The sequence below is a fragment of the Vulcaniibacterium tengchongense genome, assembly GCF_003814555.1.
Lineage (GTDB): Bacteria > Pseudomonadota > Gammaproteobacteria > Xanthomonadales > Xanthomonadaceae > Vulcaniibacterium > Vulcaniibacterium tengchongense.
Genome location: NZ_RKQN01000001.1, coordinates 705,444 through 726,836 on the forward strand (window position 1 = coordinate 705,444; position 21,393 = coordinate 726,836).

The 21,393-nt window shown below is 71.4% G+C and carries 21 protein-coding genes; 12 read left to right on the forward strand and 9 right to left on the reverse strand.

Annotated features, from left to right (window positions below):
* Nucleotides 1-177: 177 nt before the first annotated feature.
* The 6 genes from ccmE to EDC50_RS03295 form a co-directional block, all read right to left on the reverse strand.
* Nucleotides 178-657, reverse strand: a complete 480-nt coding sequence (gene ccmE, locus EDC50_RS03270) for a cytochrome c maturation protein CcmE (protein ID WP_123769018.1) — start codon at nucleotides 655-657, stop codon at nucleotides 178-180.
* The gene (ccmD, locus tag EDC50_RS16855; protein ID WP_123769019.1) at nucleotides 654-827 is read right to left on the reverse strand and encodes a heme exporter protein CcmD; all 174 of its coding nucleotides are present in this window, start codon (nucleotides 825-827) and stop codon (nucleotides 654-656) included. The genes ccmE and ccmD overlap by 4 nt, the downstream gene beginning before the upstream one ends.
* Nucleotides 824-1,576 (reverse strand): heme ABC transporter permease CcmC, encoded by a 753-nt coding sequence (gene ccmC / locus EDC50_RS03280; protein ID WP_123769020.1) that lies wholly within the window; start codon nucleotides 1,574-1,576, stop codon nucleotides 824-826. The genes ccmD and ccmC overlap by 4 nt, the downstream gene beginning before the upstream one ends.
* Before the next feature lie 67 nt (nucleotides 1,577-1,643).
* Nucleotides 1,644-2,333, reverse strand: a complete 690-nt coding sequence (gene ccmB / locus EDC50_RS03285) for a heme exporter protein CcmB (protein ID WP_123769021.1) — start codon at nucleotides 2,331-2,333, stop codon at nucleotides 1,644-1,646.
* Nucleotides 2,330-2,974, reverse strand: a complete 645-nt coding sequence (ccmA, locus tag EDC50_RS03290) for a heme ABC exporter ATP-binding protein CcmA (protein ID WP_123769022.1) — start codon at nucleotides 2,972-2,974, stop codon at nucleotides 2,330-2,332. Before ccmA ends, ccmB begins: the two co-directional genes overlap by 4 nt.
* Before the next feature lie 293 nt (nucleotides 2,975-3,267).
* A complete protein-coding gene (locus EDC50_RS03295) occupies nucleotides 3,268-3,744 on the reverse strand; it encodes a DUF3293 domain-containing protein (protein ID WP_123769023.1) in 477 nt (158 codons plus the stop codon).
* 132 nt (nucleotides 3,745-3,876) lie between these two features.
* Here EDC50_RS03295 and EDC50_RS03300 point away from each other — a divergent pair, with 132 nt between their 5' ends.
* The 4 genes from EDC50_RS03300 (at nucleotide 3,877) to EDC50_RS03315 (ending at nucleotide 7,645) form a co-directional block, all read left to right on the forward strand.
* Nucleotides 3,877-5,028 (forward strand): pyridoxal phosphate-dependent aminotransferase, encoded by a 1,152-nt coding sequence (locus tag EDC50_RS03300; protein WP_123769024.1) that lies wholly within the window; start codon nucleotides 3,877-3,879, stop codon nucleotides 5,026-5,028.
* 121 nt (nucleotides 5,029-5,149) lie between these two features.
* A complete protein-coding gene (locus tag EDC50_RS03305) occupies nucleotides 5,150-5,950 on the forward strand; it encodes an amidohydrolase (protein WP_123769025.1) in 801 nt (266 codons plus the stop codon).
* Between the two features lie 187 nt (nucleotides 5,951-6,137).
* Nucleotides 6,138-6,605 carry an aminoacyl-tRNA deacylase gene (locus tag EDC50_RS03310; RefSeq protein ID WP_123769026.1) on the forward strand — a complete coding sequence of 156 codons (468 nt, stop codon included), beginning with the start codon at nucleotides 6,138-6,140 and terminating at the stop codon, nucleotides 6,603-6,605.
* Nucleotides 6,606-7,036: 431 nt separating this feature from the next.
* A complete protein-coding gene (locus EDC50_RS03315; protein WP_123769027.1) occupies nucleotides 7,037-7,645 on the forward strand; it encodes an OmpA family protein in 609 nt (202 codons plus the stop codon).
* A 102-nt stretch (nucleotides 7,646-7,747) separates the two neighbouring features.
* Here EDC50_RS03315 and EDC50_RS03320 read toward each other — a convergent pair whose 3' ends face one another.
* The 3 genes from EDC50_RS03320 to EDC50_RS03330 form a co-directional block, all read right to left on the reverse strand.
* On the reverse strand, nucleotides 7,748-9,217 hold the full coding sequence (locus EDC50_RS03320; RefSeq protein WP_123769028.1) for a pseudouridine synthase: 1,470 nt from the start codon (nucleotides 9,215-9,217) through the stop codon (nucleotides 7,748-7,750).
* The gene (scpB, locus tag EDC50_RS03325; RefSeq protein ID WP_123769029.1) at nucleotides 9,210-10,112 is read right to left on the reverse strand and encodes an SMC-Scp complex subunit ScpB; all 903 of its coding nucleotides are present in this window, start codon (nucleotides 10,110-10,112) and stop codon (nucleotides 9,210-9,212) included. Before scpB ends, EDC50_RS03320 begins: the two co-directional genes overlap by 8 nt.
* Before the next feature lie 114 nt (nucleotides 10,113-10,226).
* Nucleotides 10,227-11,138 (reverse strand): segregation and condensation protein A, encoded by a 912-nt coding sequence (locus EDC50_RS03330; protein WP_123769030.1) that lies wholly within the window; start codon nucleotides 11,136-11,138, stop codon nucleotides 10,227-10,229.
* A gap of 388 nt (nucleotides 11,139-11,526) precedes the next feature.
* Here EDC50_RS03330 and EDC50_RS03335 point away from each other — a divergent pair, with 388 nt between their 5' ends.
* From EDC50_RS03335 to EDC50_RS03370, 8 genes are all read left to right on the forward strand, one after another.
* A complete protein-coding gene (locus EDC50_RS03335; protein WP_123769031.1) occupies nucleotides 11,527-11,826 on the forward strand; it encodes a YciI family protein in 300 nt (99 codons plus the stop codon).
* A complete protein-coding gene (locus EDC50_RS03340; protein WP_123769032.1) occupies nucleotides 11,823-12,125 on the forward strand; it encodes a BolA family protein in 303 nt (100 codons plus the stop codon). The genes EDC50_RS03335 and EDC50_RS03340 overlap by 4 nt, the downstream gene beginning before the upstream one ends.
* A gap of 200 nt (nucleotides 12,126-12,325) precedes the next feature.
* The gene (locus tag EDC50_RS03345; protein ID WP_277872361.1) at nucleotides 12,326-13,336 is read left to right on the forward strand and encodes a LacI family DNA-binding transcriptional regulator; all 1,011 of its coding nucleotides are present in this window, start codon (nucleotides 12,326-12,328) and stop codon (nucleotides 13,334-13,336) included.
* Nucleotides 13,337-13,420: 84 nt separating this feature from the next.
* Entirely contained in the window at nucleotides 13,421-16,387 is a 2,967-nt protein-coding gene (locus tag EDC50_RS03350) for a TonB-dependent receptor (protein ID WP_123769034.1), read from the forward strand.
* Nucleotides 16,388-16,466: 79 nt separating this feature from the next.
* Entirely contained in the window at nucleotides 16,467-18,161 is a 1,695-nt protein-coding gene (locus EDC50_RS03355; protein WP_123769035.1) for a glucoamylase family protein, read from the forward strand.
* Nucleotides 18,158-19,537: a sugar ABC transporter substrate-binding protein gene (locus EDC50_RS03360; protein ID WP_244922520.1), complete on the forward strand. Its 1,380-nt coding sequence runs from the start codon at nucleotides 18,158-18,160 to the stop codon at nucleotides 19,535-19,537. The genes EDC50_RS03355 and EDC50_RS03360 overlap by 4 nt, the downstream gene beginning before the upstream one ends.
* Entirely contained in the window at nucleotides 19,534-20,412 is an 879-nt protein-coding gene (locus EDC50_RS03365; RefSeq protein WP_123769036.1) for a carbohydrate ABC transporter permease, read from the forward strand. The genes EDC50_RS03360 and EDC50_RS03365 overlap by 4 nt, the downstream gene beginning before the upstream one ends.
* A gap of 7 nt (nucleotides 20,413-20,419) precedes the next feature.
* Nucleotides 20,420-21,241 carry a carbohydrate ABC transporter permease gene (locus tag EDC50_RS03370; protein ID WP_123769037.1) on the forward strand — a complete coding sequence of 274 codons (822 nt, stop codon included), beginning with the start codon at nucleotides 20,420-20,422 and terminating at the stop codon, nucleotides 21,239-21,241.
* Nucleotides 21,242-21,393: the final 152 nt, after the last annotated feature.

Here is a 21,393-nt window from a genome sequence, read left to right on the forward strand (position 1 = left end):
TTCTCCCGCTGGCGGAAGAGGCCGACATGCATCGGATACCCCCTCTCCCGCCTGCGGGACAGGGAAGGGGCGAGGGATGGGGCGCGCACGACGCTCAAGGCGCCGGCGCGATGCGGCGCGGTCCGCGCCCGGCCCAAGCCGCCCCCGCGAACGGGGGAGGGGACGATCGCAAGCGCGTCACTCATCGGCGCCGTCCGCCGGCACCTGCACGTCGTGCTTCCTGTGCGCCACGCCCATCTTGTCGGCGACTTCCTTCGGCATGTAGGTCTCGTCGTGCTTGGCCAGGATCTCTTCGGCGACGAACACGTCGCCCCGCATGCGGCCAGTGGCGACCACCGCCTGCTTCTCGCGGAACAGGTCGGGCAGGATGCCGGTGTAGACCACCGGCAGCTCGGCGTCGCCGTCGGTCACGCGGAAGCGCGCCTCCAGCGAGCCGGGCGGGCGCTGGAACGAACCGGCCGCGACCATGCCCCCGAGGCGGAAGCGCGCCTGCCCGCCGGCGACCAGCGCCCCGGCCTCGCCGCGCAGCACCTCGCCGGGCGTGTACAGGTAGGCGACGTTGCGCTGCAGGGCCAGCGCGACCAGCGCGACCGCGAGGCCGGCGGCGGCGACCAGGGCCAGCACCCACAGCAGGCGGCGGCGGCGGACGGGATTCATCGGGACAACTCGTTGGCGGCGTTCTTGGCGGGGCGCGCGGCCCCGCGGGCGGCGCGCAGGCGCGCCCCGCGCAGCTCGCGGCGGATCTGCAGGCGGGTGGCGAGGTAGTCCCAGCCCAGCACCAGCACGAATACCGCGTAGGCGGCGATCACGTAGTTCAGGTAGCTCATGCGCGCTTCTCCTGCGCGAGCTCGGCGACCCAGGCCTTGCCGGCCTCGCGGCGCAGGTTGTCGGCGCGGGCGCGGGCGAGCAGCGCGCCGACGAACCACAGCTTGGTGCCGGCGACCATCCACAGCAGCGGCGGCAGCATGCTCGGGTCCATGCTCGATTCGCCGAACACGCGGATGGTCTGGCCCTGGTGCAGCGAGTTCCACCACACCACCGAGTAGCGGATCACCGGCAGCAGGGCCACGCCGACGATCGCCAGCAGGCCGGCCGCGCGCGCCGCGGCGCGGCGGTCATCGATGGCGTGGTACAGGCCGATCACGCCCAGGTACAGGAACAGCAGGATCAGCTCGGTGGTCAGGCGCGGGTCCCAGTCCCACCAGGTGCCCCACATCGGCTTGCCCCAGATCGAGCCGGTGGCCAGGGTGATCACGGTGAAGGCGGCGCCGATCGGCGCGCAGGCCATCGCCAGGATCTCGCACAGCTTGATCCGCCAGACCAGCGCGATCGCCGCGTACAGCGCCATCAGCGCGAACACCGCCAGGCTCATCCAGGCGCTGGGCACGTGGATGTAGAGGATGCGGAAGCTGTCGCCCTGCTGGTAGTCGGCCGGCACCTGGAACAGCGCGCCGTACGCGCCGAGCGCCATCGCCAGCAGGCCCAGCCCGTGGCCCCACGGCGCCCAGCGCGCGGCGAAGCGGTCGAAGTAGGGCGGCGAACCGAGTTTGTGGAACCAGCGCAGGATCGGATTCATCGTTCACTAGCTCCCTCCCCCGCATGCGGGAGAGGGCCGGGGTGAGGGCGCGAGCGCCGGCTTGCTCTCAGTTCAAGGCGATGCGGATCGCCGCGGCGGCCGCCAGCGGCGCCAGCGCCAGCGCCGCGACCAGCCCGGCGCCGAGCAGGAGCAGCGCGCCGGCCGGATCCAGCCCCTGCGCCGCGGCGGCGACGCTGCCGGCCCCGAACACCAGCACCGGCACGTACAGCGGCAGCGCCAGCAAGGCGACCAGTATACCGGAGCGCCGCATCCCGACCGTCAGCGCGGCGACCACCGCGCCGATCAGGCTCAGCAGCGGCGTGCCCAGGGCCAGCGAGGCCAACAGCACCGGCAGCTGCGCCCTCGGCAGGTACAGCAGTTCGGCCAGGAACGGCGCGGCGACCAGCAGCGGCAGCGCGGTGGTGGCCCAGTGCATGAAGGTGCGCACCGCGACCAGCCAGGCCAGCGGCACCGGCGCCAGCATCCATTGCTCGAGGGAGCCGTCCTCGGCGTCGCCCCGGAACAGGCTGTCCAGCGACAGCAGCCCGGCCAGCAGCACCGCCAGCCACAGCACCGCGCCGGCCGCCTGGGCCAGCGCCTGCTTCTCGCGCCCCAGCGCCAACGCGAACAGCGCCACCACCAGCAGCGCGAACAGCGCCGGCTGCAGGGCGTCGCCGCGGCGGCGCCAGAGCAGGCGCAGGTCGCGCAGCAGCAGCGCCCGGGCGGCGCCGGACAGGGTCGGCACGAGCGCGCTCATGCCGCCTTCCCCATGGCGAGCGTCCGCGTCCGCACCGGCGGCGCGGCGTAGGCGCCGTGGGTGGTGACCAGCGCCGCGCCGCCGTCGCGCAGGTGCGCCTGGACCATGCGGTTGACCAGCTCGATGCCGTCGAGGTCGAGGTTGGCGTAGGGCTCGTCGAGCAGCCACAGCGGCGCCGGCGACATCCACAGCCGCGCCAGCGAGAGCCGCTTCTTCTGCCCGGCCGAGAGCTGGCGGGCCAGCGCGTCCTCGTACCCGGCCAGGCCGACCAGGGCCAGCGCGTTCTCCGCCAGCTGCGCGCGGCGGCGGCCCTGCAGGCCGCACAGGAAGGCCAGGTTCTCCAGCGCGCTCAGGTCGGCCTTCAGCCCGGGCAGATGGCCGAGATAGGCGATCGCGCGCGCGCGCCGCGCCGGATCGGCGGGGCGGCCGTCGATGTCGACCTCGCCCGCGTCGGCGCGCAGCAGCCCGGCCAGCACCCGCAGCAGGGTGGTCTTGCCGGCGCCGTTGTCGCCCTGGACCAGCAGCGCCTCGCCCGCGTCGACGGCGAAGTCGAGCGGGCCGAACACCGGTTCCTCGTTGCGGGCGAAGCGCAAGCCTCGGGCCGCGAGCAGCGGCGGGGCGGTTCGGTCGGGCGGGGTCATCGTTCGGGCGGCGGCGGCCAGCGGCCGCGGGGCGCCCATTCTATGTGAACTGGCGCCGCGCTTTTCCGCGGGAGGCGCGCGCGGCGGTCCGGCCGGGCGTCATCGCGGGCGCGGCGGGGCATGCGCGTTCCGCGCGTTCCGCGATCAGGCCCGGGCGCCGTCAGGACTCCGCGGCATGGGGCCGCCCGCGAGGCGCATGGACGTTCGTGCCGGGCATCGGCGGCGGCGCGCTCGCAACGGGATTCCCCGGCAAAGAGGCCCGCCGCGATGCCGGCCTCGCCGAACGCGCGAATCTACGGCGGGTCCAGCCATTCGACGTGGGGCAGCGCCGGCGCCGCCCGCGGGCGCGGCAGCAGCATGCGCAGGCGCACCGGCTCGCCCTGCGTCCAGTCGAGCACGCCGGCCTGACCGAATTCCTGCGCCAGCCGGATCAGCGCACCGGCGGGCAGGTCCGCCAGCAGCCAGCCCGGCTCGCGCCAATCCCCGCCCGGGTCCTGCGCCCAGGCCGGCTGGCGGTCCACGCCCAGTTCGTCCAGCCGCGCCCGCAGCAGCGCGTCGGCGGCCTGGTTGGCCGCCTCCGAATGCGGCTGCGAGGCCGGGTTCCAGGCGGTCAGGAAGGCGTAGCGGCGGCGCGGCCAATAGGCTTCGAGGTCGGCGGCCGGACGGCCGACCCGCAGCGGCAGCGCGTCGCCGTCGAGGCGCACGGCGTATTCGGCCGCCGCATAGGCGGCGGCGAGTTCGGCCGCGTCGACGAGTTGCAGCTCGCGCATGGACCCGAGTGTCGTCCCTGGCGCGGCCACATGCAAATGCGCGGCGGTGCGTCGCGATGAGCGATGGCCATGACGCGGCCGGCCCGGGCTCCGTACACTGCCGCTCTCCCCGCATTCCCCACGATCCTCGCGATGCCCCCCCAGACCCGGCTGCCCAAGGTCGGCACCACCATCTTCACCGTCATGTCGCAACTCGCGCTGGAACACGGCGCGGTCAACCTCGGCCAGGGCTTTCCGGATTTCGACGTACCCGAGCGCCTGGTCCGCGCGCTCGACCGGGCCATGCGCGAAGGCAGGAACCAGTACGCGCCGATGACCGGCGTGCCCGCGCTGCGCCAGGCCATCGCCGCCAAGACCGAGCGCTGCTACGGCTACCGGCCCGACCCGGACGCCGAGGTCACCGTGACCTCCGGCGCCAGCGAGGCGATCTTCGACGCGGTCGCGGCGGTCGTGCATCCGGGCGACGAGGTGATCGTGCTCGACCCGTGCTACGACTCCTACGAGCCGGCGATCGACCTGGCCGGCGGCCGCGCCGTGCACGTGCCGCTGGACCCGCGGACCTTCGCGCCGGACTGGGCCGCGGTGCGCGCCGCGGTCACCCCGCGCACGCGCCTGCTGATGGTCAACTCGCCGCACAACCCGTCCGGGGCGATGTTCGGCGCCGCGGACATCGCCGCCCTGGGCGCGCTGCTGGCCGACGCGCCGCAGGTGTACCTGCTCTCCGACGAGGTCTACGAGCACATCGTGTTCGACGGCCGCGTCCACGAATCGGCGCTGCGCCACCGGCGATTGCGCGAGCGCGCGTTCGTGGTCTCCAGCTTCGGCAAGACCTACCACTGCACCGGCTGGAAGGTCGGCTACTGCATCGCGCCGCCGGCGCTGTCGGCGGAGCTGCGCAAGGTCCACCAGTACAACACCTTCTGCACCTTCGCCCCGGCGCAGTGGGCGTTCGCCGAGATGATCGAGGCCGAACCGGAGCACTACGAGCGGCTCGGCGCGTTCTACCAGGCCAAGCGCGACCGCTTCCGCGAGCAGCTGCTCGGCACCAAGCTGAAGCCGCTGCCGGTGCCGGGCGGCTACTTCCAACTGGTCGACTACTCGGCGGTGAGCGAGCTGGACGACGCCGCGTTCTGCCGCTGGCTCACGGTCGAACACGGCGTCGCGGCGATCCCGCTGTCGCCGTTCTACGAGAACCCGCCGCCGGGGCAGCGCCTGGCGCGCCTGTGCTTCGCCAAGAACGAGGCGACCCTGGACGCGGCGATCGAGCGGCTGCGCAAGCTCTGATCGCCGCCGTCCGCGAAAGCGGGCGATCGGGCAAGACAAGCTGAAGACACCGGGCTCCCGCCTTCGCGGGAGCGACGAAGACCGCCTCGTGCGTTCACGCGAAACCCGCCACAATCCCGCCATGCACAACCTCCGCGTCTCCCTCGTCCAAGGCGACACCCGCTGGCACGACCCGGCCGGCAACCGCGACTACTACGGCCAGCTGATCGCGCCGCTGCACGGCACGACCGACCTGGTGATCCTGCCGGAGACCTTCACCAGCGGCTTCTCCAACGACGCGATCGGCAATGCCGAGACCATGGACGGGCCGACCGTGGCCTGGATGCGCGAGCAGGCGGCCCGGCTCGATGCGGCGGTGACCGGCAGCGTGCAGATCCGCACCGACGCCGGCGTGTTCAACCGCCTGCTGTTCGTCCAGCCCGACGGGGCGCTGCGCGCCTACGACAAGCGCCATCTCTTCCGCTATGCCCGCGAGCACGAGCGCTACGCCGCCGGCCGCCCGCGCCTGACCGTGGAATGGCGCGGCTGGCGGATCTGCCCGCTGGTCTGCTACGACCTGCGCTTCCCGGTGTTCTCGCGCAACCGCTACGACGTCGAGCGCCCGGGCGACCTCGACTACGACCTGGCGATCTACGTGGCCAACTGGCCGTCGGCGCGCAGTTACGCCTGGAAGACCCTGCTGCGCGCCCGCGCGATCGAGAACCTGTGCTACGTCGCCGCGGTCAACCGCGTGGGTACCGACGGCAACGGCCTGCACTACGCCGGCGACAGCGCGGTGCTGGATTTCCTCGGCCACCCGGCCAGCGAATGCACCGACGAGGAAGTGGTGGCGACCACGACGCTGCTCGCCGAGGAACTGCTCGCGCATCGCCGGCGCTTCCCGGCGATGCTCGACGCCGATGCGTTCGAACTGAAGGGCTGACCGCCGCAGGCGGAAAACGCAGGCGCAAGGGCGGAGCCGCCGCGCGCTTCGCACGGGCGCCGCGTCACCACGTCGGCTCGACACGGCCCGGCTACACTGGCCTCGGCCGCGCATGCGGCCCATTCCGAACGCCGGCGCGCCGCGCCGCTCGACCGACGCCGCCGGCCTCCCGTTCCTGGAGGCGGCCATGTCCATGTCCCGGCTCGAAGCGTTTCTCGACTCCCACCGGGTGGCGTACGACACCCTGACCCATCCGCGCGCGTTCACCGCCGAGGCCACCGCGTTCAGCGCGCGCATCGATCGCCACGAGATGGCCAAGACGGTGATGGTCAGGCTCGACGGCCGCCTGGCGATGGCGGTGCTGCCCGCGGACGAACGGCTGAGCCTGGCGCGCCTGCGCGAGGTCAGCGGCGCGAGCGAGGTCGGACTGGCGAGCGAGGCCGAGTTCCGCGACCGCTTCCCCGAGTGCGAGGTCGGTGCGATGCCGCCGTTCGGCAACCTGTATGGCATGGAGGTGTACGCGGCCGACAGCCTCGCCGACGAGGATGGGCAGATCGCCTTCAATGCCGGGACCCATCGCGAGCTGCTGCTGATGGAGTGGAGCGATTTCGAGCGCCTCGTCCATCCGTACGTGGCGAGCCTGAGCCGGCATTGAGGCGCGCGGCGGCGCGCATGCGCGCCCGCCCCGCCGGGGCGGAGCGGGCGTCCACCGGCCCGGTTTCGCGGCGCCATCCGCCGACGCGGCGGCAGCCGCCCGACGCGCGGCCGCCGACATCCGTGCACCCTGCGACGCGACGCTTTCTTTCGCATTCGTGAACGCCGGCATGCGAAAGCGTGTCTCCGGCCTGAACGCGCCGCCAAAGCGTGCGCGGCGGCGCTGTTTTCGCGCGTTCATCCAACGCCCGTTTAACAAGCGCTGTGCGATTGATACCCGCACCTTCACTCCATGAACCGATTGCACCTCGCGCCGCTGGCGCCGCTTCATTCCCAAAACGACGTTCACGGCCGCAGCGATCCCCCGGTCCTGCGCGTCCGCCGCGCGCATTCCCCCGTGCGCCGGTTTGGCTTCTTCCGAAGGAGATATCGATGCTTCTTTCCGTTCGCACCACCACCCTCGCTCTCGGCCTGGCCACGATCGCCCTCAGCGGCTGCAACCACTACGTCAAGCGCGAGGAGTTCGACGCCACCGTCGCCGACCTGCGCGCGACCGACCAGCGCCTGCAGTCCCAGCTCGACGCGCTGTCGCAGAAGCATGACGCGCTGGTGACCCAGCTCGCCGGGCGGGTGCGGGTCGAGACCGGCGCGCACTTCGCCACCGACGACGCCACCCTCAGCGAGCAGGACAAGCCGCTGCTCGACGACTTCGCCCGCGTCATCCGCAGCAACCATTCCGATGCGCTGATCACCGTCGAAGGCTTCGCCGACCCGTCCGGCCCGGCGGGCTACAACAAGCGCCTGGGCCTGCGCCGCGCCGAGGCGGTGCGCGACTACCTTGTCGCCAGCGGCGGCCTGGCCCCGGGCCAGGTGCGCGCGGTCAGCTACGGCGAGGACAAGAACCGCCTGGTGCGCCCGGGTGCGGTCGGCGACGCCGGCCGCGACAACCGCCGCGTCGCGCTGGTGGTCGACTATGCCGGCGTATCCGCTCCGGCGGCCAATCCCGCCGTCGATCCGGCGGACGGCACCGCCAAGCTGTAACGCACTTGGACGCGCGTCCGCCTGCCGGGCGGGCGTCCAAACCGGCTCGAGGCGCCACGGGGCGCCTCGAGCTTTTTTCTGCGCGGCCGTCGGCGGCCGCCGTCATCCGCCGCTGCGCTGGCCGCGGCCGCCGCCGGGCTGGCCGCCGGGACGCCCGCCGCCGCGCGAACCGCCGGGGCGCCCGCTCGGGCGGCCGCCGGGGCGGCCGTTCGGACGTGCGCCGCGCGGCTTGTCGCCGTACGGATTGAAGCCGCCCGGCGTGGCGTGGTCGGAGGGGAAGCTGGGCGCGCCGTACGGCCGCGCCGCGCGCTGGCCGCCCTTGCCCTGGCCCGGGCCGCGCGACGCCGCACCGGCGCCGGCGCCGCGGCCCTTGCCGTACGGCTTCTTGCCGCGCTGGTCCGGGTTGCGGTGGCCGCTCGGGCCGGTTTCCACGCCGTCGGGCACGTACCAGGTGCGGAACGCGGCCGGGTTGCCCTCCGGCAGCGGCTTCGGGCCCTTCTGCTTGCGCTGCTTGAACGGCTTCTGCGCCTGCTTGGCCGCGGCTTCGCCGCTGACGGTGAGGCCGCCGTGCGCCTTGCGGCCACGGCCGCGCTCGTCGCGCACGTGGTCGAAGCGGCGCAGTTCGCGGCCCTCGTCGGCGATGTTGTGGCCGTTGACGTAGCCCTGGGCGCGGCCCCGGCCGGTCAGGTCGATGGTGGCCTTGGTCGCCTTGCGCTGGCCGATCACCGGCTGCAGCGTCAGCGCCGACGGCGCGCCGTCCTCGAGCCCGACCTCGCGGCGCAGCGCCTCGACCTTGTCGCTGGGCAGTTCCTGCGACTGGCCGCGCAGCAGCTCGCGCGGCAACGCCACGGCGCCGTAGCGGATGCGCTTGAGCCGGCTCACCTGGCAGCCCTGCGATTCCCACAGCCGGCGCACCTCGCGGTTGCGGCCTTCCTTGACCACCACGCGGAACCAGTCGTGCGAGTCGCTGCCGCCGATGCGCTCGATCTCGTCGAACTTGGCCGGGCCGTCCTCGAGCGCGACGCCGCGGGCGAGGCGGTCGACGAGGTTGTCCGGCACCCGCTCCTGGCCTTCCGGCGGGCGCACGCGGCAGACGTACTCGCGTTCGATCTCGAACGAGGGATGCATCATCGCGTTGGCCAGCTCGCCGTCGGTGGTCAGCAGCAGCAGGCCGGTGGTGTTGATGTCGAGGCGGCCGACCGCGATCCAGCGCGCGCCCTTCAGCGCCGGCAGCGCCTCGAACACGGTCGGGCGGCCTTCCGGATCCTCGCGGGTGGTCACTTCGCCTTCGGGCTTGTTGTACATCAGCACGCGCGGCGGATCGGTCAGCGCGCTGGCGACGAACTGGCGGCCGTCGATCTCGATCTTGTCGCCGCTGCGGACGCTCATGCCGACCTGGGCGGTCTCGCCGTTGACCTTGACCAGGCCGTCGGCGATGCGCTGTTCCAGCGCGCGCCGCGAACCGAGCCCGGCCTGGGCCAGGACCTTGTGCAGGCGCTCTTCCAGGCGCGGCGCTTCGGCCGCGGCGTCGTTGCGTTTGAGGGTGAGCTTGCGGCTCTTGGCTTCAGTCATGTCTGTGTTGCTCCGACTCGGCCGTTGCGGCCGCGTCCATCTGTTCGGGAACGGTCGTCGTCTCGACGGCGGGGGTGTCTGCTTCGGGATCGTTCGCGTCCGCCGCGCGCTCGCCCGGCGCGGCTTCGGGGTCGCCATCGCTGGCGGATTCGGATGGCTCGGCCGGGAAGGCCTCGCCGGTGTCTTCGCTTTCGTTCTCGCCCGCGGCTTCGCCGGCCGCGGCCGCCGCGTCGGCCGCCCTGGCGCCCGGCGCGCGGCCGTCGTCCGCGGCCGCTTGCGCGCCGTCGTCGCCGGCGCCGGTGTCCTGGCCGGCGTCGATGCCGCCTGCGGCGATGCGCTCCTCCAGCGGCAGCTGCGGTTCCAGCTCGCCGATGTCCTTCAGCTCCGACAGCGGCGGCAGCTCGTCCAGGCGCTTGAGGCCGAAGTAGTCGAGGAAGGCCTTGGTGGTGCCGTACAGCGCGGGCTTGCCGGGCACGTCGCGGTGGCCGACCACGCGGATCCACTCGCGCTCCTCCAGCGCCTTGATGATGTTGCTGCTGACCGCGACGCCGCGGACCTGCTCGATCTCGCCGCGGGTGATCGGCTGGCGGTAGGCGATCAGCGCCAGGGTCTCGAGCGTGGCGCGGGTGTAGCGGGTCTGGCGCTCGGTCCACAGCCGCGCCACCCACGGGTGCACGTCGGCCTTGACCTGGAAGCGGAAGCCGGAGGCGACCTCGACCAGTTCGATGCCGCGCTCGGCGCAGCCTTCGCGCAGGGCCTCCAGCGCCTGCTCGACGCTGCCGGCCGGCGCCGGCTGCTCCTCGGGGAACAATGCGTGCAGTTGCGCCAGCGTCAGCGGCTGGTTGGCCGCGAGCAGGGCGGCTTCGACGATGCGGGTGATGAGTTGTTGATCCATGCGGACTCTGGCTTTCTCGCTTGTTTCCCCACGATGCCGCGCGGCGCCACCGCGTGCCTTCCGGGTCGTGCTGTTCGCGCGGCGGCGTTCCCGTTCGCCGCCGGCGAGGGCGGGTCAGGCCTGCGCGTCGTCGTTCGCCGCCGGCGCGTCGAACTCGCTGGACAGTTCGATCTCGGACGGGTCCTTGGCCACCGCCAGCGACTTCACGTAGATCGGCGCCAGCGGCGCTTCCTGGACGATCTCCACCAATTGCTCCTTGGCCAGGGTGAGCAGGCCGAGGAAGGTCACCACCACGCCCAGCTTGCCCTCCTCGGCGGCGAACAGCGCCTCGAAGCGGTGGAAGGCGCCGTCCTTCATCCGCTCCAGCAGCTCGCCCATGCGCTGGCGCACGCTCAGCGCGTCGCGCTTGATCGCGTGCTGGCTGAACAGTTCGGCGCGCTTGAGCACGTCGTGCAGCGCCAGCAGCATCTCCTTCAACTCCACCGGCGGCGGCAAGCGCACCGCGGCGCGGTCCGGCACGAAGGCCGCCACCGGCGCCGTGTCGCGCTCCAGCCGGGGCAGGGCGTCCAGGTCCTCGGCCGCCTTCTTGAACCGCTCGTACTCCTGCAGGCGGCGGACCAGCTCGGCGCGCGGGTCCTCCTCCTCGCCTTCCGCGGCCGCCGGCCGCGGCAGCAGCATGCGCGACTTGATCTCGGCCAGCATCGCGGCCATCACCAGGTACTCGGCCGCCAGCTCGAAGCGCATCTCGTGCATCGTCTGGATGTAGTCGATGTACTGGCGGGTGATCTCGGCGACCGGGATGTCGAGGATGTCCAGGTTCTGCCGGCGGATCAGGTACAACAGCAGGTCGAGCGGCCCCTCGAACGCCTCGAGGATCACTTCCAGCGCGTCGGGCGGGATGTACAGGTCCTGCGGGATCTGCAGCACCGGCTGGCCATGCACCACCGCCAGCGGCATTTCCTGCTGCTGCGGGTGCGCGGGGGCCGGGTTTTGCTCGCTCGCGTCGGCTGCGCGTTCTTCGGTCATTCGGAGCCGGCCCCTCCGGGCCTCGGCACTGCTATCGCTACGGTGCTGGCGGCCTGCGGGGCCGCCATCGGATGCAACGGACTGCTTGGATCTCGGCGCGGCGTCCGAACGGCTACGACCGGCGCGCCACGCGCGGGTGGCGGCACAGGGCGGCAGGGCTGCGGGCGCGGGCCACGGCAAGCAGCGACGCACGTGATGTGCTGGCGTGGCGACGGAGTGGGGAGCCTGTCGCGACGGGCCGCTGCGTCCGGCCTTTGGGCTGTGCGGCTAGGGTACGGGCTTGTCCCGGCCCTGTCCAGCGGCGGCGCGGAGCCCGCTGGCTACAATTCATTCGCGCGGATGGCCCGCGAGCACTGCAAGACAAGAAAGAAGAGGAGCGGACGCAGCGATGTGGTATCTGATCGAAGGCTACGACGGCGCCGACGCGCTGCCCAAGCGCCAGCAGGCGCGGCCGCAGCACCTGGCGCGGCTGCAGGCATTGCGCGAGCAGGGGCGCCTGCTGCTGGCGGGGCCGTGCCCGGCGATCGACGCCGAGGACCCGGGCCCGGCCGGGTTCAGCGGCAGCCTGATCGTGGCCGAATTCGAATCGCTCGACGCGGCCCGCGCCTGGGCCGAGGCCGATCCGTACGTCGCCGCCGGCGTGTACTCGCGGGTCGAGGTGCGTCCGTTCCGCAAGGTGCTGCCATGAGCGGCGGCCCGCTGCCGCGCGAGCGCCGCGTTGCCGCGATCGAGGATGCGCTGCGACGCGCGCTGGCGCCGGCTTCGCTCGATGTCGTGGACGAAAGCCACCGCCATGCCGGCCACGCCGGCGCCGCCGACGGACGCGGCCACTTCCGGGTCGAGATCGTCAGCGCCGCGTTCGCCGGGCTGGCGCCGCTGGCGCGGCACCGCGCGGTGTATGCCGCCCTGGGCGGGCTGATGCAGACCGACATCCATGCGCTGGCGATCCGCGCGCGCACCCCGGAGGAAGCGGGCGAGGGCGCGTGAGTCGCCGGCGAGGCGGGTTTGCTGCGCCGCCGCATTCCTTTTCTGCCGCGTTGCAGCATGATTCGCGGAGCGCGAACCAGCGCCCGCAGGGCTTTGCGCGCATCGCGAGCGCACGCTGCGATGCAAGATAACGTCGCCTTTACATCGGCGTTTGTAAACGATTACAGTGCGTTTCACCTCGTCAAGGGGGCTCGCCCGGCGTGGCCAACGTAACCATCAAAGACGTCGCACGCATGGCCCAGGTTTCGGTGGCGACGGTGTCCCGCGCGCTGAACGGCCATGGCAACGTCGCCGCCCCGGTGCGCGCGCGCGTGCTCGCCGCCGCGCGCGAGTTGCGCTACACCCCGCACGCCGCCGCGCGCAGCCTGAGCAGCCGCCGCACCCAGACCATCGGCGTGGTGCTGCCCGACCTGTACGGCGAGTTCTTCTCCGAACTGATCCGCGGCATCGACCAGGTCGCGCGCGAGCACGGCCTGCACCTGCTGGTGTCGAGCTACCACGGCGATCCGGACGAACAGAGCGCCGCGCTGGGCGCGATGCGCGGCCGGGTCGACGGGCTGCTGGCGATGGCGCCCTACGTCGGCGGCAGCGAGGCGATGCGCGCCGACCTCGACGCCGCGTTGCCGCGCGTGCTGATCAACAGCCGGCCCGCCGCGGACGAGCCGGTGGTCGGCGTCGACAACTACGGCGGCGCCGTGGCCATGGTCGGGCATCTGGTCGGCCAGGGGCATCGCCGCATCGCCTTCCTCTCGGGGCCGGAAGACAACTTCGACGCGCACGAACGCCTGCGCGGCTACCGCGATGCGATCGCGCGCCTGCTGCCGCAGTCGCAGCCGTGGGAGCTGCGGGGCGAATTCGACGAAGCCTCCGGGCATCGCGCCGGGCAGGCGCTGCTCGCCGCGGCGCCGCGTCCGGACGCGGTGTTCGCCGCCAACGACATGATGGCGCTGGGCTGCATGTTCGCCTTCGCCCAGGCCGGACTGCGCGTGCCGGCCGACATCGCCGTCGCCGGTTTCGACGACATTCCGTTGGCCGGTTACGTTCACCCGGGGCTGACCACGATCCGGGTCAACATCGCCGAACTCGGCGCGCGCGCCGCGCGCCTGCTCATCGCAAGGATCGCGGGCGAAGCGGCCGGGGGCTCCAGCCCGCTGGCCACGGAGCTCATCGTGCGCGCGTCCAGCGGCGCGCGCGGCGCATCGCCTTCCTGAAAACGCCCCTCGAGAGGGCCGCTCGTGTCGCTGCATGTAAACGATTCCAACCATAACCGTGCTTTTGGGAGAGAGGACAGCACCATGAAGTCGCAACCCCTGCAAAACCGCCGGCCCGTGCCGCGCCTGCTGGCATGCGCGCTGGCCAGTTGCCTCGCCATCGCCGCCCCCGCGGCGCTGGCGCAGAGCACGGCCGCGACCGTCCGCGGCCAGATCACGGTCGACTCGGCGCCGGCCGGCCAGGCCGACGTCACCGTCACCAACCTCGCCACCGGCCTCACCCGCAAGGTCCAGGCCAGCAACGGCAGCTACAACATCGGCGGCCTGCCGCCCGGCACCTACCGCATCGACGCGGTCGCCGACGGCCGCAGCACCTCGCGCACGGTCACGTTGCAGGTCGGCCAGACCGCGACGCTGAACCTCTCCGCCGGCGGCGTGCCGGAGACCGCGGCGCCGGGCGAGGCGACGGAGCTGGATGCGGTCACGGTCACTTCGGAGCTGCTGCCGGAAGTCAGGACGTCCGAGATCGCCACCTACATCAGCAACAAGCAGATCGAGGCGCTGCCGCAGGGTACCCGCAACTTCCTGGCGTTCGCCGACCTGGTGCCCGGCGTGATGTTCGAGAGAGGCACCGAAGGTTCGACCCGGATCCGCTCCGGCGCGTCGAACCCGAACGGCATCAACGTCTACATCGACGGCGTCGGCCAGAAGGACTACGTGCTGCGCGGCGGCATCAGCGGTCAGGACTCCAGCCGCGGCAACCCGTTCCCGCAGTCGGCGATCGGCGAGTACAAGGTCATCACCCAGAACTACAAGGCCGAGTTCGACCAGCTCAACAGCGCGGCGATCGTCGCCAGCACGCGCTCGGGCACCAACGAGTTCGAGGGCAGCTTCTTCTGGGACCACACCGCCACCGACTGGCGCACGCGCAGCGTGTTCGAGGAGCGTGCAGGCGAAAAGACCGAAACCAAGGAGACGCAGTACGGCGCGACCTTCGGCGGTCCGATCCTGCGCGACGTGGCGCACTTCTTCCTCGCCTACGAGGCCAAGGAGTACGAGTCGCCCAGGACGCTCGAGCCGGGCCGCGGCTTCCAGATCCCGGAGCTGCCGCCCGCGTTGCAGCAGGAGGCCGGCTCCGGGCTGTTCAGCGCGCCGTTCAAGGAAGACCTCTATTTCGCCAAGATCGACTGGCTGATCGGCGAGAACCATTACTTCGAGCTGAGCGGCAAGTACCGCGACGAGAGCGAGATCACCAACATCGGCGGGCAGAACCTGCCGAGCTACGGCACCGCCAAGCTCAACGAAGAGAAGCGCGGCGACCTGCGCTACCAGTACACCAACGGCCCGTGGCTGAACGACGCGCACCTCACCTTCGAGGATTCCAGCTACAACCCGAGCCCGAGCACCGCCGGCGTGGCGTACATCCTCAGCGACGGCACCAACTTCAACGACGTGATCGTCCGCACCGGCGCCGGCTCCGACTTCCAGGACAAGGGGCAGAAGGGCTGGGGGTTCCAGAACGACCTGACCTTCACCGGCTGGCAGGGCCACACGCTGAAGATGGGCGTGAAGTTCAAGGACGTGGACGTGCGCGCGAGCGAGCGCCAGCCCTATTACCCGCAGTTCACCTACGACATCAACGGCAGCTGGACCCGGCCGATCCACGTCAAGTTCGGCACCGTGCTGCCGGGCGTCGGCGACGGCAACGCCGAGTCGAGCAACAAGCAGTACGGCATCTACTTCCAGGACGACTGGGAAGTCAACGACAAGCTGACGCTCAATCTCGGCCTGCGCTACGACTACGAGGAGAGCCCGAGCTACCTGGACTACGTGACGCCGGCCGACGTCGCCGCTTCGCTGCGTTCCTCCACGGCGCTGAACAACCCGAATTCGGGCATCAACGTCGAGGACTACATCAGCACCGGCCACAACCGGAAGTCGTTCAAGGACGGCTGGCAGCCCCGCCTGGGCTTCTCCTACGACCTCAACGCCGACCAGGAGCACGTGGTCTACGGCGGCGTCGGCCGCGCGTACGACCGCAACCTGTTCGACTGGCTGCAGCTTGAGATCACCAAGTCGACGTTCCCGTCGGTGGACATCGACTTCATCCGCGAGGACGGCACCTGCCCGCGCGGGAACGACCCGACGATCCGCTGCATCGCCTGGGATCCTGCCTATTACGACCCGGCGGTGCTGGCCACGTTGGCGTCGACCACCGGCGAGGGGCGCGAGGTCTTCGTGCTCGACAACAATCTCAAGGTGCCCTACACGGACCAGTTCAGCCTGGGCATGCGCAACACCGTCGGCGAATGGCTCACGGACGCGACGCTGTCGTACGTCGAAGGGCACGACGGCTTCGCGTTCCTGCTCGGCAACCGCCGTCCGGACGGCACCTTCTTCGCCCCGGGCTTCCGCTGGGGGCAGCCGTGGGGGCAGGGGTTCCCGGGCTTCGGCAATCTGATCCTCGGCACCAACGGCCTGAAGACCCGCACCAGTTCGCTGTACCTGAAGGCGGAAAAGCCCTACACCGCCGAGTCGGGCTGGGGCGTCACCTTCGCCTACACCTACATGCGCGCCAAGGAGATGCGCGAATCGCCCGAGGCGTTCTCGCTCGACTACCCGACGCTCGAGGACTACGGCTGGAACAAGGCCGAGGTGCCCGAGCACCGCTTCGTGGCGACCGGCATCTACGACGGCCCGCTGGGCATGACGTTCTCCGGCAAGCTGACGCTGGCGTCGCAAGCGCCCCGTTACGCGACCAACTGCCTCGACGTCGACCGCCCGGACAACTGCTTCATCGACCAGTACAAGCCCAGCGGCACGTTCGGGTTCAAGCAGGTCGATCTGGCCGTGCAGAAGAACTTCGACACGGGCGCCGGGTTCGTCATGTGGGTGCGCGGCGACATCTTCAACGTGTTCGACTGGGCCAACTACATCGGCTACGACGATTGGTACGGCGGTTTCAACGATCCGAACGAGAACTTCGGGCGTCCGACGGTCCAGGCCCTGCCGACCCGCACCTTCAAGCTGTCCCTGGGCTTCAACTTCTGAGCCAGCGGCCGCCGGCCGTCGTTTTCCGACGGCCGGCGGCGACGCCTTCGTTTTCCGCTCATCGACAACGGTTGTAGTAATGCCGAATTCGTCCCGTCGCAATTGGTTGACCGCATCGCTGATTGCGATCGGCATGGTGATCGTCGCGGGCTGCCAGCAGCAGCCCGCGGGATCGACCACCTACCCGGTGGCGTCCGCGCCGCCGGTGCAGGTGGAGCCGCTCAAGCCGAGCAAGCCGGAACTGCCGCCGCTGTTCCGCGACATCGAGCGGCGCACGTTCCAGTTCTTCTGGGACACCACCAACGAGCGCAACGGCCTCACGCCCGACCGCTATCCCTCGCGGCCGTTCGCCAGCATCGCCTCGGTCGGCTTCGCGCTCACCGCGTACCCGATCGGCATCGAGAACGGCTGGATCAGCCGCAACCAGGCGGTGGACCGCACGCTGACCACGCTGCGCTTCTTCCGCGACCTGCCGCAGGGGCCGCAGGCCGCCGGCCGCGGCGGCTACCGCGGCTTCTACTACCACTTCCTCGACATGGACACCGGCCACCGCTTCGACAGCTGGGTGGAGCTGTCGAGCGTGGACACGGCGCTGCTGATGGGCGGCGTGCTGTTCGCGCAGTCGTACTACGACCGCGACGACCCGCGCGAGAAGGAGATCCGCGAGCTCGCCGACGAGCTCTACCGGCGCGTCGACTGGACCTGGCTGCAGCGCAACAAACCGCTGATCTCGATGGGCTGGTTCCCCGAGAGCGGCTTCATCCAGCACGACTGGATGGGCTACAACGAGGCCATGCTGCTGTACGTCCTGGCGCTGGGCTCGCCGACGCACCCGGTGGAGCCGGAGACCTGGCAGGTCTGGGCGCGCACCTACAACAACTCCTGGGGCGTGTTCCAGGGCGAGGAATACCTGGCCTTCGGCCCGCTGTTCGGCCACCAGTACAGCCACGTCTGGATCGACTTCCGCGGCATCCAGGACCAGTACATGCGCGAGCGCGGCATCGACTATTTCGAGAACAGCCGCCGCGCCGCCTACGCGCACCGCGCGTACGCGATCGCCAATCCGATGAAGTGGAAGGACTACGGCCCCGAGGTGTGGGGCCTGACCGCCAGCGACGGCCCGCAGCAGACGCTGCAGGAATACCGCGGCGAGCAGCGCCAGTTCCGCCACTACTCCGCGCGCGGCGTCGGCCTGGCCGACACCTTCGACGACGGCACCATCGCGCCCACCGCGGCGCTGGGCTCGCTGCCGTTCGCGCCGGAGATCGTCATCCCCTCCGCGCTGGAGATGCACAAGCGCTACGGCGAGTTCCTCTACTCCAGCTACGGCTTCCTCGACGCGTTCAACCCGAGCTTCGAGTACGACATCCCGCTCAAGACCGGCCGCATCGTGCCGGGCGAGGGCTGGGTGGCGAGCGACTACATCGGCATCGACCAGGGGCCGATCCTGACGATGATCGCCAACTACCGGAACGAGTTCGTCTGGAACGTGATGAAGCGCAACCCGTACATCCGCGCCGGACTGGAGCGCGCCGGGTTCCAGGGCGGCTGGCTGAGCCCCGGCGAGGCGGGCAAGGCGGAGCCGGCCAAGCCGCAGACGCCGGCGGGGAAGGACGCCGCCACCGCGCGCGCGCTCGGCGAGGCCGAATCGCGCGCGACCCGCGCCGCGCAGGCGCAACAGCAACAGGCGCAGCAGCAAGCGCAGCAGCAGAACCCGCAGCCGCAGCCGCAGCCTGCGCCGGCGCCGCAGCAGAAGCAGCCCGAGTCGCCGTGATCCCGATGCGGCTCGAGCGCAGGCCGGCTTCCTTCTCCGCTCCGCGCATCGAAGCGGGACGGGGCGCCGGCGCCGGGAAGGCGCTGCGGCGCGTCGCCGCGTTGCTCCTCGCGGGCCTGCTCGCGGCGTGCACCGGCCGCGCCGACGAGCGCGCCGTGGTGCGCTTCTGGGCGATGGGCTACGAGGGCGAGGTGGTGACCCGGCTGATTCCGGAGTTCGAGCGCCTGCACCCGGGCATCCGCGTCGAGGTGCAGCAGCTGCCGGTGACCGCCGCGCACGAGAAGCTGCTGACCGCGTTCGCCGGCGACGGCCTGCCGGACGTGTGCGCGCTGGGCAACACCTGGCTGGCCGAGTTCGTCGAGCTGGGCGCGCTGACGCCGCTGGAGCCGTACCTGGCACGTTCGCCCGCGCTGGACCCGGGCGACTACTTCCCCGGCCCGTGGCAGACCGGCGTGCTCGACGGCCATGTCTACGCGGTGCCGTGGTACGTGGAAACGCGGCTGCCGTTCTACCGCAAGGACATCCTCGCCGCGGCCGGGGTGGAGCGCTTGCCGCGCGACTGGCAGGAATGGCGCGCGGCGCTCGCCGCGGTCAAGCGCGAAGTCGGGCCGCAGCGCTACGCGATCCTGCTGCCGCTGAACGAGTACGAGCCGCTGCTGAACCTGGCGATCCAGCAGCCCGGGCCGCTGCTGCGCGACGGCGGCCGCTACGGCAATTTCCGCAGCGCCGGCTTCAAGCGCACGCTGGCGTTCTACAAGGAGATGTTCGACCGCGGGTGGGCGCCGCCGGTCAGCAACAACCAGATCTCCAACGTCTGGGACGAGTTCGGCCGCGGCTACTACGCGTTCTACGTCAACGGCCCCTGGAACATCGCCGAGTTCCGCAAGCGCCTGCCGCCCTCGCTGGCCGACGCCTGGGGCACGATGCCCCTGCCCGGGCCCGACGGGCCGGGCGCCTCGGTCGCCGGCGGCGCCAGCTTCGTGCTGTTCCGCGCCAGCCGGAACCGGGACGCGGCGTGGAAGCTGGTCGAGTTCCTGTCCGACCCGCAGGTGCAGATCCGCTTCCACGGCATGACCGGCAACCTGCCGCCGCGGCGCAGCGCCTGGGCGCGGAGCGGGGCGCTGGCGCAGGACCCGTACACGCGTCCGTTCCGCGACCAGCTCGAGCGCGCCAAGCCGGCGCCGAAGGTGCCGGAGTGGGAGCGCATCGCCCAGGAACTGCGCATCGTCGGCGAGCGGATGGTCGCCGGGCACCTGACGGTGGAGCAGGCCGCGGCCGAGCTCGACCGCCGCGCCGACGCGATCCTGGAGAAGCGGCGGTGGATGCTCGACCGCCCTGCGGCCGAGGCCGCGCCGGCCGCGGGAGGTGCGCGATGAAGCCCGCCACCGCCGGCTGGGTCTTCGCCGCGCCGGCGCTGATCGTGATCGCGCTGTTCTTCGGCCTGCCGGTGCTGGCGGCGTTCGCGCTGAGCCTGACCGACTTCGACATCTACGCATTGGCCGACATCGGCAACCTGCGCTTCGTCGGCCTGGGCAACTACCTGGCGCTGCTGCAGAACCCGCTGTTCTGGAAGGCGCTGGGCAACACCTTGTACTTCGTCGCCGTGGGCGTGCCGCTGTCGATCGCGGCCTCGCTGGGCGCGGCGCTGCTGCTGCACTCGCGGCTCGGCGCGTTCAAGCCGTTCTTCCGCACCGCGTTCTTCGCCCCGGTGGTGACCACCGTGGTCGCGGTGGCGGTGATCTGGCGCTACCTGTTCCACACCCGCTACGGCCTGGTGAACTGGGGCCTGTCCTCGCTCGGCGTCGATCCGGTCGACTGGCTCGGCGACCCGGCCTGGGCGATGCCGACCATCATCCTGTTCGCGGTGTGGAAGAACTTCGGCTACAACATGATCATCTTCCTCGCCGGCCTGCAGTCGATCCCCGAGGACCTGTACGAGGCCGCGCGCATCGACGGCGCCTCGCCGTGGCGCCAGTTCCGCCACGTCACCCTGCCGATGCTCGGGCCGGTGATGCTGATGGTCGCCATCCTCACCCTGTCGGGCTATTTCCAGCTGTTCGCCGAACCCTACGTGATCACCCAGGGCGGGCCGCTGCAGAGCACGGTCAGCGTGCTGTACCTGATGTACGAGGAGGGCTTCAAGTGGTGGAACCTGGGCAACGCCTCGGCCGTGGCCTTCCTGCTGTTCGCGCTGATGACCGCGGTGACCAGCGCGATGCTGTGGTACGCGCGGCGCAAGGGGGCGGAGTGAGACCGGCATGAACCCGCGCCTGGCCAGGGCCGTGGTCAACGGCCTGCTGATCGCGCTGGCGGCGCTGAGCCTGGCGCCGCTGCTGTGGATGCTCTCGGTCTCGTTCATGCAGCCGGGCGAGGCCAGCCATTTCCCGCCGCCGTTGCTGCCGTCGGACCCCACCGTGCACAACTACCGCGAGCTGTTCGCCCGCGCCGGCATGGGCCGCTACCTGCTCAACAGCTTCGCGATCGCCTCCACCGCCACGCTGATCGCGCTGCTGCTCAACACCCTGGCCGGGTACGCCTTCGCCAAGCTGCGCTTCGCCGGGCGCGAGCGCGTGTTCCGCACGCTGCTGGCGGCGCTGGTGATCCCGGCGCAGGTGACGATGATGCCGCTGTTCCTGATGCTCAAGCAGTTCGGCCTGGTGAACAGCTACGCCGGCGCGGTGGTGCCGCTGATGGCGAGCGTGTTTGGCGTGTTCCTGGTGCGGCAGTACGCGCGCTCGATCCCGGACGAGCTGCTGGAGGCCGCGCGCATCGACGGCGCCGGCGAAGCGCGGATCTTCTTCCAGATCGTGCTGCCGGTGCTGAAGCCGATCCTGGTCACGCTGGCGATCTTCGTCTTCCTCGGCTCGTGGAACGATTTCATGTGGCCGCTGATCGTGCTCAGCGACAAGGACCTGTACACCCTGCCGGTGGCGCTGGCGACCTTGTCGCGCGAGCACGTGCAGGACAACGAACTGATGATGGCCGGGTCCGTGGTCACGGTGCTGCCGGTGCTGCTGCTGTTCCTGTCGCTGCAGCGCTACTACCTGCAGGGGCTGCTGGTCGGCAGCGTGAAGGGCTGACGGCGCGGCCGCCGTCGAGGGCGGCCGCCGACCCGATCCTCGCCAAGGACCAGCGGCCCGCCCGTCGTTCCCCGCGGACGCGGGAATCCGGTGGCCTGGCGCGGCGCCGACCCGAGGGCGCGGAGCCGCCGGAGGGGCCGTCCTCCGGCAGC

What these genes read in the sequence shown, in the direction of transcription:
- EDC50_RS03350 (WP_123769034.1), top strand. Translation starts at nt 13,421, where the DNA reads ATGAAGTCGCAACCCCTGCAAAACCGCCGGCCCGTGCCGCGCCTGCTG.
- EDC50_RS03320 (WP_123769028.1), bottom strand. Translation starts at nt 9,217, where the DNA reads ATGACTGAAGCCAAGAGCCGCAAGCTCACCCTCAAACGCAACGACGCC.
- EDC50_RS03355 (WP_123769035.1), top strand. Translation starts at nt 16,467, where the DNA reads ATGCCGAATTCGTCCCGTCGCAATTGGTTGACCGCATCGCTGATTGCG.
- ccmA (WP_123769022.1), bottom strand. Translation starts at nt 2,974, where the DNA reads ATGACCCCGCCCGACCGAACCGCCCCGCCGCTGCTCGCGGCCCGAGGC.
- EDC50_RS03340 (WP_123769032.1), top strand. Translation starts at nt 11,823, where the DNA reads ATGAGCGGCGGCCCGCTGCCGCGCGAGCGCCGCGTTGCCGCGATCGAG.
- EDC50_RS03305 (WP_123769025.1), top strand. Translation starts at nt 5,150, where the DNA reads ATGCACAACCTCCGCGTCTCCCTCGTCCAAGGCGACACCCGCTGGCAC.
- EDC50_RS03370 (WP_123769037.1), top strand. Translation starts at nt 20,420, where the DNA reads ATGAACCCGCGCCTGGCCAGGGCCGTGGTCAACGGCCTGCTGATCGCG.
- EDC50_RS03315 (WP_123769027.1), top strand. Translation starts at nt 7,037, where the DNA reads ATGCTTCTTTCCGTTCGCACCACCACCCTCGCTCTCGGCCTGGCCACG.
- scpB (WP_123769029.1), bottom strand. Translation starts at nt 10,112, where the DNA reads ATGGATCAACAACTCATCACCCGCATCGTCGAAGCCGCCCTGCTCGCG.
- ccmB (WP_123769021.1), bottom strand. Translation starts at nt 2,333, where the DNA reads ATGAGCGCGCTCGTGCCGACCCTGTCCGGCGCCGCCCGGGCGCTGCTG.
- EDC50_RS03330 (WP_123769030.1), bottom strand. Translation starts at nt 11,138, where the DNA reads ATGACCGAAGAACGCGCAGCCGACGCGAGCGAGCAAAACCCGGCCCCC.
- EDC50_RS03295 (WP_123769023.1), bottom strand. Translation starts at nt 3,744, where the DNA reads ATGCGCGAGCTGCAACTCGTCGACGCGGCCGAACTCGCCGCCGCCTAT.
- ccmC (WP_123769020.1), bottom strand. Translation starts at nt 1,576, where the DNA reads ATGAATCCGATCCTGCGCTGGTTCCACAAACTCGGTTCGCCGCCCTAC.
- ccmE (WP_123769018.1), bottom strand. Translation starts at nt 657, where the DNA reads ATGAATCCCGTCCGCCGCCGCCGCCTGCTGTGGGTGCTGGCCCTGGTC.
- EDC50_RS03365 (WP_123769036.1), top strand. Translation starts at nt 19,534, where the DNA reads ATGAAGCCCGCCACCGCCGGCTGGGTCTTCGCCGCGCCGGCGCTGATC.
- EDC50_RS03300 (WP_123769024.1), top strand. Translation starts at nt 3,877, where the DNA reads ATGCCCCCCCAGACCCGGCTGCCCAAGGTCGGCACCACCATCTTCACC.
- EDC50_RS03335 (WP_123769031.1), top strand. Translation starts at nt 11,527, where the DNA reads ATGTGGTATCTGATCGAAGGCTACGACGGCGCCGACGCGCTGCCCAAG.
- ccmD (WP_123769019.1), bottom strand. Translation starts at nt 827, where the DNA reads ATGAGCTACCTGAACTACGTGATCGCCGCCTACGCGGTATTCGTGCTG.
- EDC50_RS03310 (WP_123769026.1), top strand. Translation starts at nt 6,138, where the DNA reads ATGTCCATGTCCCGGCTCGAAGCGTTTCTCGACTCCCACCGGGTGGCG.